The organism is Streptomyces sp. C36 (assembly GCF_040932295.1).
Classification (GTDB): domain Bacteria; phylum Actinomycetota; class Actinomycetes; order Streptomycetales; family Streptomycetaceae; genus Streptomyces; species Streptomyces triculaminicus.
In genome coordinates, this window is record NZ_JBFQGI010000004.1 from 1 (window position 1) to 12,475 (window position 12,475).

Sequence of the window (12,475 nt, forward strand, 5' to 3'; positions counted from 1 at the left end):
TCGGGCAAGCCGAAATTCTTCCCGTTCAGGGGCCGTGCAGGTAGTGGAGGTTGTTGCCGCCTGGCAACTCGGAGAACTCTACACGACGTTCAGGGGTGCTTGCGCCGCCGCTTCGCCGCCCTCGCCGCCGGGTTGCCCGCGCGGGTGGAGCGACGGCGCTCGTAGCGGGTGCGGGCCTGCTCGTACTCCTCGCGGTGGAGCTTCTCGCCCGGGGCTTCGACGAGGCCCCGGAAGAAGTAGGCGAGGAGGGTGCCGATGAAGCCGATCATCATGAGGCTCTGCATCGACCGCTCGACGGCCGCGTCCTCCGCGGTGTGCGGGCGGCGGCGTACGAAGCCTTCCCACGTCCTACGGAAGGCCAGTGAGCTGCACACGGCAAAGGCGACGACGACCAAGGCCTTGATCAGCCCGCCCACCTCGGCGATGGCGAGGCCCTCGTAGCCGAGGCGCAGGACGAAGGCGCCGACCGCCGCCGCGGCGAGGGAGCCGACCACGAGGCCGGCTCGGCGCAGGGCGTAGCCGCCGTCGTGATCGACCCACGTCGTGCCGAAGAAGCGGATCGGTTCGGGGCGGGGGCCTGCCGTGCCGTCTGCCGGCGCGTGCTCATCGCTCACCGGCGCGTGCTCATCGCTCATACGCCGATTATCGCCAGGGGCGCCGTCTGCGGCCCCGGCTCCCCCGCCGTCGCGGATCCGCCGTGGGCCCCCGGCCGCCGGACTCCCCCGTTGTCCGACCCTGCCGTCGCGGACCGCCGTCGTCAGCCCGCGCAGCGCTCGGCCACGTAGCCGGTGCTGCCCGTCTTCACATAGGCGTCGGACACGTACTGCCCCGGCGCGATGCAGTCCCAGACGTCGGTGGTGCCGCAGGGGCCGGAGACCGTCTCGCCGCGGGTCTGGCAGCGGATGGGAACGCTGGAGCCCTGCGGAAGCACCTTGACGAGTCCGCTGTCGGTGCTGGGGCCCGTGCGGACGTTGACCTGGTGTCCGGGCGCGAGCGGGTAGTAGGCCATCTGGTTGTCCCCCCGAGGAGTGGATGACATGTGCAGGCCTAGTAACGCCACCGGCACGCCTCCCGGTTCCCACCTGCCGCATCGTTTAGGCTCCGCAAGCCGCCGAATGCGGCCAAATGACACGGGTGACACGCACGGGTGACACGGGGGTGGGGGCATGCCGCCACTGGGCGGTGCCGGGACGGGACCGCAAGCGGACGATCCGGAATATGCGGGTCAGTACCGCCTGGAGCGCCGCCTCGGCTCCGGTGGCATGGGTGTGGTGCACCTGGCGCGCTCGGCTTCGGGGCTGCGGCTCGCGGTGAAGGTGGTGCATGCCGAGTACGCGGTGGACCCGGAGTTCAGGGCGCGTTTCCGGCAGGAGGTCGCGGCGGCGCGGCGGGTCAGCGGGGCGTTCACGGCTTCGGTGGTCGATGCCGATCCGGACGCCGGGCGGCCCTGGATGGCCACCCTCTACGTACCCGGGCCCACCCTCTCCGACCGGGTGAAGCGGAACGGTCCGTTGGCACCCGGTGAGGTGCGGCGGCTGGCGGCCGGGCTCGCGGAGGCGTTGCGCGACATTCATCGTGCGGGGCTGGTGCACCGGGACCTCAAGCCCAGCAATGTGCTGCTGGCCGAGGACGGGCCGAAGGTGATCGACTTCGGCATTTCCCGCCCGTACGACAGCGAGCTGCGCACGGAGACGGGAAAGCTGATCGGTACGCCGCCCTTCATGGCGCCGGAGCAGTTCCAGCGGCCGCGTGAGGTGGGGCCGGCGGCGGATGTGTTCGCGTTGGCGTCGTTGCTGGTGCACGCGGCGACGGGGCGGGGGCCGTTCGAGTCGGAGAGTCCGTACATCGTCGCCTATCAGGTGGTGCACGACGAGCCGGATCTGACGGGTGTGCCCGACGATCTCGTCCCGCTGATCCGTGCCTGTCTGGCGAAGGAGCCGGCCGACCGGCCGACCCCGGACGCGATCATGGCCATGCTGCCGGTGGTGTCCGAGGGCACGGATGCCCTCGCGGCCGCCGCGAGGCCGGGCGAGCCGCTCTCGCGGGCCGGTGGCCTGCCCGAGCGTCCGTCGTCCGGCGATGACGGTCCCGGCGACAGTGCCCGGGGCGGCGCTCGCCGCCGTGCCCGCTGGATCGCCCTCGCCGCTACGGTCGTGGTGGCGCTGGCGGCGGGCGGGGCGTGGGCTCTGAACGAGATCGACGGCCTGGGCAGGCAGCCGTCGCACGCGCGGCCCGCGCCCGCCGGGGCGTCGTGGAAGCCGTGGGAGACGTCCGTGCCCGAGGACCCGGCGGGCAAGGGGGAGGTGCGCGCCGGCTTCTGTACGCACGCGGACGGCGCGCTCTACTGCTCCGCGCGCGGGGTGCACGCGGCCCGGATAGACGCCGCCACCGGCAAGGTGGCCTGGCGGCGGGCGGGCGAGGCCGCGCGACCCGGCGGCGGGACGCCCCGTGCGCCCGTCGTCTCCGGCGGGCTGGTGCACTCGCTGTCGCCCGACAAGCGCGAGCTGGTCGCGCTCGATCCGGCCACGGGCGATCCGCGCTGGAAGCGGGATGTGTCCGCGTACGGGGGGCGGGTCTATCACGCGGGGGACGCCGTGCTGCTGGTCGCCGCGGACGGCACGGTCACCGCCGTCGACGGCGGCACGAACCGCGAGCTCTGGCGGCACGGGCTCCCCGGCGGCATCAAGCCGGTCTTCGCCTTCTACGGCGGCGGTCCCGCCTACGCCCTCGCGCCGTCCGCCGACGGCCGGCGTACGACCGTCGTCGCCGTGGACGCCGTACGGGGTACGACGTCGTGGCAGTGGACGACGGACGGCGCGCTGACGGCCGTGGGGACCGGGCCGGGGGGCGTCCTCTATCTGACGGAGAGCGATGCCCGTACGCGAGTGACGGCCGTCGTCCGTTACGCCCCGGGGATCGGGCGGGAGCGGCGGATTCCGCTGTCGACGCCGCTCGAGGCGACGAGCGTGGTTCCGTACGGCGAATCGGTGTACGTGCTGTCCTCGGACGGCGGTCTGACCGCGCTGCACACGGGCAGGGGCGTGACGGACTGGCGGCTGGACACGTCGGTGGCGAACGCGTCGGCGCTCGTCGCGGCGGAGGACCGGCTGTACTTCTCCGCCGCCGACGGACGGCTGCTGGCCGTGGACACGACGAAGGGCGCGCTGCTCGGAACGACGTCGCCCCGCCTGGCCAGGGCCGGGCGGGGCTACCTCGAGATGATGCCGGCACCGGTGACGGCCGAGGGGAAGGTCTTCGGGGCGGCACCGGACGGGACCGTGTTCGCGGTGGACGGGCGGAACCCGTCCAGGTGGCGCTAGGGGGTGTCCGACGGGCCGGCACGGGCCCTGCGGCGCCTGGCACGGCAGGACCCCGCACCGACCCGTCGGACACGCCCTACTCCGTCGGCCGGTGAGCTCCCCGGCGTACCGCGGGATCCGCACCGGCCCATGGGGCCCGCCTTCGGACCCGCGTGTCAGCCCAGCTTGCCGACGTCCCTCACCGCGCCCTTGTCGGCGCTGGTCGCCATGGCCGCGTACGCCTTGAGCGCCGCGGAGACCTTGCGCTCGCGGTTCTTAGGCGCGTACGTACCGCCGAGGGCCTCTCGGCGGGCCGTCAGCTCGGCGTCCGGAACGAGCAGTTCGATCGACCGCTTGGGGATGTCGATGCGGATGCGGTCGCCGTCCTCGACGAGCGCGATGGTGCCGCCGGATGCGGCCTCCGGCGAGGCGTGGCCGATGGACAGGCCCGACGTACCGCCGGAGAAGCGGCCGTCCGTGACCAGGGCGCAGGCCTTGCCCAGGCCACGGCCCTTGAGGAAGGAGGTCGGGTAGAGCATCTCCTGCATGCCGGGGCCGCCGCGCGGGCCCTCGTAGCGGATGACGACGACGTCGCCCTCCTTGATGCTCTTGGTGAGGATCTTCTCGACGGCCTCCTCCTGCGACTCGCAGACGACGGCCGGGCCCTCGAACGTCCAGATCGACTCGTCGACGCCGGCCGTCTTCACCACACAGCCGTCGACGGCGAGGTTGCCCCGCAGGACGGCGAGCCCGCCGTCCTTGGAGTAGGCGTGCTCGACCGAGCGGATGCAGCCGCCGGCGGCGTCCACGTCGAGGGAGTCCCAGCGCTCGGACTGCGAGAAGGCGGTGGCGGAGCGCACACAGCCGGGGGCGGCGTGCCACAGCTCGACGGCCTCGGCGGAGGGGGAGCCGCCGCGCACGTCCCAGGTCTTGAGCCAGTCGGCGAGCGAGGCGGAGTGGACGCTGTGGACGTCCTCGTCGAGCAGCCCGCCGCGGTAGAGCTCGCCGAGGATGGCGGGGATGCCGCCGGCGCGGTGCACGTCCTCCATGTAGTACGTGCCGCCGGGGGCGATGTTCGGGGCGACCTTGGCCAGGCACGGGACGCGGCGGGAGACGGCGTCGATGTCCGTGAGGTCGTAGTCGAGGCCCGCCTCCTGGGCTGCGGCGAGCAGGTGCAGGATCGTGTTGGTGGAGCCGCCCATGGCGATGTCGAGGGCCATGGCGTTCTCGAAGGCGGCCCGGGTGGCGATGTTGCGCGGCAGGACGGACTCGTCGTCCTGCTCGTAGTAGCGCTTGGTGATCTCGACGACCGTGCGGCCGGCGTCCTCGTAGAGCGCCTTGCGGGCGGTGTGGGTGGCGAGGACGGAGCCGTTGCCGGGCAGGGACAGGCCGATCGCCTCGGTGAGGCAGTTCATCGAGTTGGCCGTGAACATGCCGGAACAGGAGCCGCAGGTGGGGCAGGCGTTCTCCTCGATGCGCAGGACGTCCTCGTCGGAGACGTTCTCGTCGACCGAGTCGACGATCGCGTTGATGAGGTCGAGCTTGCGGACCGTGCCGTCGACGAGGGTGGCCTGGCCGGCCTCCATGGGGCCGCCGGAGACGAAGACGACGGGGATGTTCAGGCGCAGCGCGGCCATGAGCATGCCGGGCGTGATCTTGTCGCAGTTGGAGATGCAGATCAGCGCGTCGGCGCAGTGCGCCTCGACCATGTACTCGACGGAGTCGGCGATCAGGTCGCGGGAGGGCAGCGAGTAGAGCATGCCGGCGTGGCCCATGGCGATGCCGTCGTCGACGGCGATGGTGTTGAACTCGCGCGGGATGCCGCCCGCCGCCTTGATCGCGTCGGAGACGATCCGGCCGACCGGCTGGAGGTGGGTGTGGCCGGGCACGAACTCGGTGAAGCTGTTCGCCACCGCGATGATCGGCTTGCCGAAGTCCTCGCGCGCTACGCCCGCGGCCCGCAGAAGGGCTCGGGCGCCCGCCATGTTGCGGCCGTGGGTGACAGTGCGGGACCTCAGCTCGGGCATCCTGCTCCACTCCTCGAATCCTGGAATCGGGTGATTCCGGGTTGGGGATTACGCGTCTTTCGAGCCTACGCCGCAGATCCGGGATCCGGACATGGTTTCCGGTATACGAGACGGCGCGGGGCGTGTCGGGCGCCTGCGGGGGCGCGGTGGCTGCGGGCGGCCGTCGCCGGGGGCGCGGTCGCCGGGAGGGCTCAGCCGCCCATGAGGTGGCGCTGCACCGCCGGGGCCGTCATGGCGACGACCTGCTCGATGTCGGCCGAGGCCAGCGGCTCGATCTTGATGACGTGCCGCAGCATGGACACGCCCACCAGATGGGCCGCGGCCAGCTCGGCGCGCAGCCGGGCGTCGGGGCCGCCGAGCTCGGCGGCGACGCGGATCATCACCCTGCTGCTGATCAGGTCGCGGAAGACACCGGCCGCCGTGTCGTTGGCCAGCGCCGAGCGGAGGATCGCGAGCATCGGCTCACGGGTGGCCGGGTCCTCCCACACGCCCAGGACGAACCGTGCCAGCCGTTCCCCGGCGCCTTCGGCGGGCCCCTCCGCGACGGCGGCCGGCGCCTTGAGGGCAGGGGCCACGGCCTCCTCCACGGCGGCGGCGAAGATCCGTTCCTTCGGGCCGAAGTAGTGGTGGACCAGCGCGGGGTCGACCCCGGCGATCTTGGCCATGCCGCGGATGGAGGCCTTGTCGTAGCCGTGCTCGGCGAATTCGGCGCGGGCGGCGGCGAGGATGCGCTCGCGCGCGCCGGGCCCGGCGGCCGCGTCCGTACGGGCGGGGCGGCCGCGCCGACGGGGTGCGGGCGGCGGATCGGCCGGGGCCGTCATGACCGTGGGACGCCAGTCGGGGAGGCGAGGTGCAGACGGGTGAAGGCCAGGGCCTCCGCCAGGTCGGCCTCGCGCTCGGCGGCGGACATCGCGCGACGGGTGTTGACCTCGATCACGACGTGCCCGTCGAAGCCGCTGACCGCGAGCCGTTCCAGCAGCTCGGCGCAGGGCTGCTTGCCGCGGCCGGGGACGAGGTGTTCGTCCTTGGCGGAGCCGTTGCCGTCGGCCAGGTGGATGTGGGCGAGCCGGTCGCCCATACGGTCGACCATCTGCAGGGCGTCGACGCGGGAGGTCGACGTGTGCGAGAGGTCGACGGTGTAGTGGCGGTAGTCGTCGTTGGTGACGTCCCAGTCGGGCGCGTAGGCGAGCATCTCGCGGTCGCGGTAGCGCCAGGGGTACATGTTCTCGACGGCGAACCTGACATCCGTCTCGCCCGACATCCGCCAGATGCCGCGGATGAAGTCCCGGGCGTACGAGCGCTGCCACCGGAACGGCGGATGGACGACGACCGTGCTCGCGCCCAGCTTCTCGGCGGCCGTGCGGGCCCTTTGGAGCTTGACCCACGGGTCGGTCGACCACACCCGCTGAGTGATCAGGAGGCAGGGGGCGTGGACCGCGAGGATGGGCACCTGGTGGTAGTCCGACAGGCGGCGCAGGGCCGCGATGTCCTGGCTGACGGGGTCGGTCCACACCATGATCTCGACACCGTCGTAGCCCAGGCGCGCGGCGATCTCGAAGGCCGTCGCCGTCGACTCGGGGTACACCGATGCCGTTGACAGCGCGACCTTCGCATCCGGAATGCGCACCACTGGCTCTGTCACGAAGGACAGCGTATGCCCGCCCCTCCGGCGGCGGGCAGGTGGTCCGGGTGCGGCCTGTGTCACCTGTCGGCGACGACGCCGTCACCCACAGGTGGTCACACCGGTGGTCAGGCCGGAGGCCACGTGGGTGGTCACGTGGGTGGTCATTGGTGGTCACGCAGGTGGTCGCACCGTCGCGCCCGGGCCTCCCGCCACCGGCCGCTACGGCGTCGGCAGGTGATCCAGCCTGCGCAGGATGACGCCCTCGCGCAGCGCCCAGGGGCAGATCTCCACTTCCTCCACGCCGAACAGGTCCATCGCCGCCTCGGCGACGAGCGCGCCGGCGAGCAGCTGCTGGGCGCGTCCCTCCGACACGCCGGGGAGCGCGGCGCGGCGCCCGGAGGGCATGGCGGCGAGCTTGGTCACCCAGTCGGCCAGCGCCTTGCGGCTGAGGGTGCGCTGGACGTACAGACCGTCGCCGGAGCGGGCGGCTCCGGCGATCCGGGCGAGCTGCTTGAAGGTCTTGGAGGTGGCGACGGCGTGGTCGGGGGTGCCGTGGCGGGCGAAGGTGCCGACGTGGCGGGCGATCTCCGCGCGGACGTGGCGGCGCAGGGCCCGTACGTCCGTGGGGTCGGGCGGGTCGCCGGGGAGCCAGCCGGTGGTGAGGCGGCCGGCGCCGAGCGGGAGGGAGGCCGCGGCGTCGGGGTCCTCGTCGAGTCCGTAGGCGATCTCCAGGGAGCCGCCGCCGATGTCGAGGACGAGGAGTTTCCCTGCCGACCAGCCGAACCAGCGGCGGGCGGCGAGGAAGGTGAGCCGGGCCTCCTCGGCGCCGGTGAGGACGGGCAGGGTGACGCCGGTCTCCTGCTGGACGCGGGCGAGCAGGGCGTCCGCGTTGGTCGCCTCGCGGACGGCGGAGGTGGCGAACGGCAGGACTTCCTCGACGCCCTTGTCCTCGGCGGCCTGGAGGGCCTCCTGGATCACGGCGACGAGGCGGTCTATCCCGGCGTCGCTGATGGCGCCGTCGTCCTCGAGCAGTTGGGCGAGGCGCAGCTCGGCCTTGTGGGAATGGGCGGGCAGCGGGCGGGCACCGGGGTGCGCGTCGACCACCAGGAGGTGGACCGTATTCGAACCCACGTCGAGGACACCGAGTCTCATGGCCTGAACGCTACTGCTGCCACTTCTGGCGCATAGGCTGGAGGGGTGGCGAAGACGAAGAAGGCGAATCCGGACAAAACACGGGACAAAGCCTCCAAGAAGCAGACAAAGGGTGCCGGCAAGGCTCCCAAGACCGTGACGGTCGCCGCCGATGCCGCCGTCGGCGCACCGGACGAGGTCGGGCTGGATTTCGCCCGCGCCTGGGTGGAGTTTCCCGATCCGGCCGATGACGAGCAGATCTTCCGCTGCGACATGACCTGGCTCACCTCCCGCTGGAGCTGCGTCTTCGGCAGCGGCTGCCAGGGCATCAAGGCGGGCCGCGCCGACGACGGCTGCTGCACCCTCGGGGCGCACTTCTCGGACGAGGACGACGAGAAGCGCGTGGCGGGGCACGTGGCCCGGCTGACGCCCGACATCTGGCAGTTCCACGACGTCGGCACGGAATCGGGCTGGACACAGCTCGACGAGGACGACGGCGAGCGGCAGACCCGGCGCTGGAACGGCTCGTGCATCTTCCAGAACCGGCCGGGTTTCGCGGGCGGCGCCGGCTGCTCGCTGCACATCCTGGCCCTGAAGGAGGGCCGCGAGCCGCTGGAGACCAAGCCCGACGTGTGCTGGCAGCTGCCGGTGCGCCGCACGTACGACTGGATCGACCGGCCGGACGACACGCAGGTGCTGCAGATCACGATCGGGGAGTACGACCGGCGCGGCTGGGGCCCCGGCGGGCACGACCTGCACTGGTGGTGCACCTCCGCGCGGTCCGCGCACGGGGCCGGGGATCCGGTGTACGTCACGTACCGGGCCGAGCTGATCGAGCTGATGGGCAAGAAGGCGTACGCGCGGCTGGTGGAGCTGTGCGAGGAGCGGATGGCGTCGCTCCTGCCGATGGCGCCGCACCCGGCGGACGCCCGCTGAGGCGACTGCGGCGGCTGTGGCGACTGAGGCTGCTGTGGCTGCTGCGGCAGGGGCCCGGCTCCGCGACGGCGGGTGGCGAGGGGCGGCGTCATGACGGGGCCCCGCCCTTTCCCTCCAGCGTCACCACCGAGCCGCCCGGCGCGACGGCCACGCGCGCCCGCCAGGCCCGGGCGGGCTCCCGGGCCCGGTCCACGGTCACCACGACCGTCACCGTCCGACCCGGCCGCAGGACGCCGCCGGGCTGGCTCAGCCGCAGCCACGGCGCGTCCGCCGACATGGACCAGCCGACCAGCTCGCCGCCGCTGGCGGTGAGCGTGATGTGCGTGGCGGCCCCGCCGGGCTGCGCCTCGACGGTCAGCCGCCCGGGCCCGGTGCCCAGGACGGCGACCGAGACCTCGGACAGCCTCTGAACCGCCGGCCGTCCCGTCGGCGGCGCCGGTTCCGCCGCCGCTTCCTCCTCGTATCCGTACGGATGGTCGTACGAGCCCTCGCCCGGGCTGCCGCCCAGGCTGTCGGGGGCGGATACCGAGGCGGCGCCCTGCCCCTCCCCCATCGGGCCGCCTCGGTAGGCGGCCCACAGCGCGAGGACGGGCGCGGCGACGACCGTCGCGACGACGGTGGTGGTCACCGCCCGGCTGCGCAGGCGACCGCGGCGGGCGGCGCGGTCCTTGGGCGCGAGCGGGAAGCCGCCACGGTCGAAGCGCGGGGCGGCATGCGCGGTGGCCCCGCGCCGGCGCGCGGGGCGCGGGCCCAGGGCGCGCAGCAGCGCGGAGTGCACCGCGGGCCGGGGGGCCTCGAGCACGGGCAGGGGCGCGGAGGACGCCGCGGTACCGGGCCAGGGCTCGCCGGCGGTGGCCCGCTCGGCGGTGCGCCGGCAGTCCGCGCACTCGTCGACATGGCGCACGAGCTCGCGCCGGAGGGCCGCGCCCAGCAGCACCTCCGTGTCGCCCACGAAGCGCGTGACGGTCGCGCAGCGGCCGGACTCCACGACGGCGAGCGCGGTGCGGGTGCGCTCGACCTCGCAGGCGGCGCTGGACAGCAGGCCCCGCGCGGCCTCGTGGTCCATGCGCAGCACGGCGGCGACCTCGTGGGAGGCGAGGCCGTGGCGTACGGCCAGCTCGAGCGCCTCGCGCTGGCCGGCGGTGGTGCCGGCGGCCTCGGGCCAGGCGAGCAGGGCCAGTTCCGCGCGGGCCCGGGGGCCGGTGGCCGAGGCGGGGTCGGCGGGGGGCGTGCCGGGGGTGGCGAGACGGCGCAGGCACTCCCAGCGGGCCAGGGCGTACAGCCAGGCGCGGTGGGCCTCTTCGGCGGCGGGGGCGCGGTCGGTGCGGCGCACGGCGAGGGCCAGGACCTCGCCGAGGGCGGCGACGGCGGCGTCGTGGTCGCACAGGACGGACAGGCAGTAGGTGAACAGGCCGTCGAGGTGGGGTTCGTAGCGGTGCTCGGGGGAGGCCTGGTCCAGGGCTTCGTGGTCCCGGTCGTCGTGGTCGGGGGCTTCGTGGTCCAGGGCTTCGTGGGCGGCGGCCGGCGTGGTCGCGGCCTCGTGGGCGGGGCGGGGGGCCGGGCGGCAGAAGTACGCGGTCCCGACGGCGGGGTTCTCGACGACCGGGGGCTGGGCCGCGCGCGGCGCACGGCGGGATGCGCGGTGCGCGCCGGTGGCATGCGTGGGGGGCTCGGGCGTCATCATCCCGGCGACGGTAGGCGGGTGGTGCCGCCTCGTTCGTCCTGCCCTCCCAGGTTTAACCCATACGGGTGACTCTCTCCCTCAAAGGGGGACAGGAGCCATCCATTCCGCCCCGAAAGCGGCATGCGGCGCGTATTGGTGGACGACGCCCCCCCGACGCTGTCAGTGCCCACCGCTACGGTGGTCCGCATGGCTGCCCGTACCTCCCGCTCGTCCGCCAAGGACCGGCCCTCCTATCGCTGCACCGAGTGCGGCTGGACCACCGCCAAGTGGCTCGGCCGCTGCCCCGAGTGCCAGGCCTGGGGGACGGTCGAGGAGTTCGGCGCGCCCGCCGTCCGTACGACCGCCCCCGGCCGGGTGACCTCGGCGGCCGTGCCCATCGCGCAGGTCGACGGCCGTCAGGCCACCGCGCGCGGCACGGGCGTGCCCGAGCTCGACCGCGTCCTGGGCGGCGGGCTGGTGCCCGGCGCCGTGGTGCTGATCGCGGGCGAGCCCGGCGTCGGCAAGTCGACCCTGCTGCTGGACGTGGCGGCCCGCGCCGCCTCCGACGAGCACCGCACGCTCTATGTGACCGGCGAGGAGTCGGCGAGCCAGGTCCGGCTGCGCGCCGACCGCATCGGCGCGCTCTCCGACCACCTCTACCTCGCCGCCGAGACGGATCTGTCGGCCGTCCTGGGGCACCTGGACTCGGTCAAGCCCTCCCTGCTGATCCTGGACTCCGTCCAGACCGTGGCCTCCCCCGAGATCGACGGCGCGCCCGGCGGCATGGCCCAGGTGCGCGAGGTGGCCGGCGCCCTCATCCGCGCCTCCAAGGAACGCGGCATGTCCACGCTGCTGGTCGGCCACGTCACCAAGGACGGCGCCATCGCCGGCCCCCGGCTGCTGGAGCACCTGGTCGACGTCGTGCTGTCCTTCGAGGGCGACCGGCACGCCCGGCTGCGCCTGGTGCGGGGCGTGAAGAACCGCTACGGCGCCACGGACGAGGTCGGCTGCTTCGAGCTGCACGACGAGGGCATCACAGGCCTGGCCGACCCCAGCGGCCTGTTCCTGACCCGCCGCGACGAGCCCGTGCCCGGCACATGCCTGACGGTCACCCTCGAGGGCCGCCGGCCGCTGGTGGCCGAGGTGCAGGCGCTGACCGTCGACTCCCAGATCCCCTCCCCCCGCCGCACCACCTCGGGCCTGGAGACGTCCCGGGTGTCGATGATGCTCGCCGTCCTCGAGCAGCGCGGCCGCATCAGCGCCCTGGGCAAGCGCGACATCTACAGCGCCACCGTCGGCGGCGTGAAGCTCTCCGAGCCCGCCGCCGACCTCGCCGTCGCCCTGGCCCTGGCGAGCGCCGCCAGCGACACCCCCCTGCCGAAGAACCTGGTGGCCATCGGCGAGGTGGGTCTGGCCGGAGAGGTCCGGCGGGTCACCGGCGTCCAGCGGCGGCTGGCCGAGGCGGCCCGACTGGGCTTCACCCACGCCCTCGTGCCGGGCGACCCCGGCAAGGTGCCCAGCGGCATGCGGGTCCTGGAGGTCTCGGACATCGGCGAAGCCCTGCGGGTGCTGCCCTCCAGACCCCAGCGCGAGAGCCGTGGGGAAGGCCGTGGAGAAGGCCGTGGCGAGAGCGCTCGCGAGGGCGGTCGCGGCGGCGGTCGCCGGGCGGTGGCCGGAGCCCGACCTGAGGAGAGCTGAGGACAGCCCCCTAATAGGCTGGGCGCCAGTAGACTTTGCCCTGGTCCCGCCCGTACGTACGCACCGATGCACACGACCCGCGCGACGCGCACGGCGT

The 12,475-nt window shown here is 73.7% G+C and carries 10 protein-coding genes; 3 read left to right on the forward strand and 7 right to left on the reverse strand.

The features are described from left to right. Positions 1-89: 89 nt before the first annotated feature. Entirely contained in the window at positions 90-635 is a 546-nt protein-coding gene (locus AB4K12_RS13475) for a hypothetical protein (RefSeq protein ID WP_368434466.1), read from the reverse strand. Positions 636-757: 122 nt separating this feature from the next. Beyond that, positions 758-1,039, reverse strand: a complete 282-nt coding sequence (locus tag AB4K12_RS13480) for an SH3 domain-containing protein (protein ID WP_368434467.1) — start codon at positions 1,037-1,039, stop codon at positions 758-760. A gap of 127 nt (positions 1,040-1,166) precedes the next feature. Here AB4K12_RS13480 and AB4K12_RS13485 point away from each other — a divergent pair, with 127 nt between their 5' ends. Beyond that, positions 1,167-3,320 (forward strand): serine/threonine-protein kinase, encoded by a 2,154-nt coding sequence (locus AB4K12_RS13485; protein WP_368434468.1) that lies wholly within the window; start codon positions 1,167-1,169, stop codon positions 3,318-3,320. A gap of 155 nt (positions 3,321-3,475) precedes the next feature. Here AB4K12_RS13485 and ilvD read toward each other — a convergent pair whose 3' ends face one another. The 4 genes from ilvD to AB4K12_RS13505 all read right to left on the reverse strand — a co-directional run bounded on the left by ilvD (position 3,476) and on the right by AB4K12_RS13505 (position 8,102). After that, on the reverse strand, positions 3,476-5,326 hold the full coding sequence (ilvD, locus tag AB4K12_RS13490; RefSeq protein ID WP_368434469.1) for a dihydroxy-acid dehydratase: 1,851 nt from the start codon (positions 5,324-5,326) through the stop codon (positions 3,476-3,478). A 191-nt stretch (positions 5,327-5,517) separates the two neighbouring features. After that, entirely contained in the window at positions 5,518-6,147 is a 630-nt protein-coding gene (locus AB4K12_RS13495) for a TetR family transcriptional regulator (RefSeq protein ID WP_368434470.1), read from the reverse strand. Further along, entirely contained in the window at positions 6,144-6,956 is an 813-nt protein-coding gene (locus AB4K12_RS13500; RefSeq protein WP_368434868.1) for a sugar phosphate isomerase/epimerase family protein, read from the reverse strand. Before AB4K12_RS13500 ends, AB4K12_RS13495 begins: the two co-directional genes overlap by 4 nt. 213 nt (positions 6,957-7,169) lie before the next feature. Beyond that, the gene (locus AB4K12_RS13505; protein ID WP_086569791.1) at positions 7,170-8,102 is read right to left on the reverse strand and encodes a Ppx/GppA phosphatase family protein; all 933 of its coding nucleotides are present in this window, start codon (positions 8,100-8,102) and stop codon (positions 7,170-7,172) included. Between the two features lie 45 nt (positions 8,103-8,147). On the opposite strand from AB4K12_RS13505, the gene AB4K12_RS13510 reads away from it, so the two are divergent. After that, the gene (locus tag AB4K12_RS13510) at positions 8,148-9,017 is read left to right on the forward strand and encodes a hypothetical protein (protein WP_368434471.1); all 870 of its coding nucleotides are present in this window, start codon (positions 8,148-8,150) and stop codon (positions 9,015-9,017) included. 88 nt (positions 9,018-9,105) lie between these two features. Here the strand turns inward: AB4K12_RS13510 and AB4K12_RS13515 are convergent, their stop codons facing one another. Beyond that, positions 9,106-10,701 carry an RNA polymerase sigma factor gene (locus tag AB4K12_RS13515; RefSeq protein ID WP_368434472.1) on the reverse strand — a complete coding sequence of 532 codons (1,596 nt, stop codon included), beginning with the start codon at positions 10,699-10,701 and terminating at the stop codon, positions 9,106-9,108. Positions 10,702-10,887: 186 nt separating this feature from the next. Between AB4K12_RS13515 and radA the strand changes: the two genes are divergently transcribed. Beyond that, complete coding sequence (gene radA / locus AB4K12_RS13520) at positions 10,888-12,378, forward strand: DNA repair protein RadA (protein ID WP_368434473.1); 1,491 nt, start codon at positions 10,888-10,890, stop codon at positions 12,376-12,378. Positions 12,379-12,475: the final 97 nt, after the last annotated feature.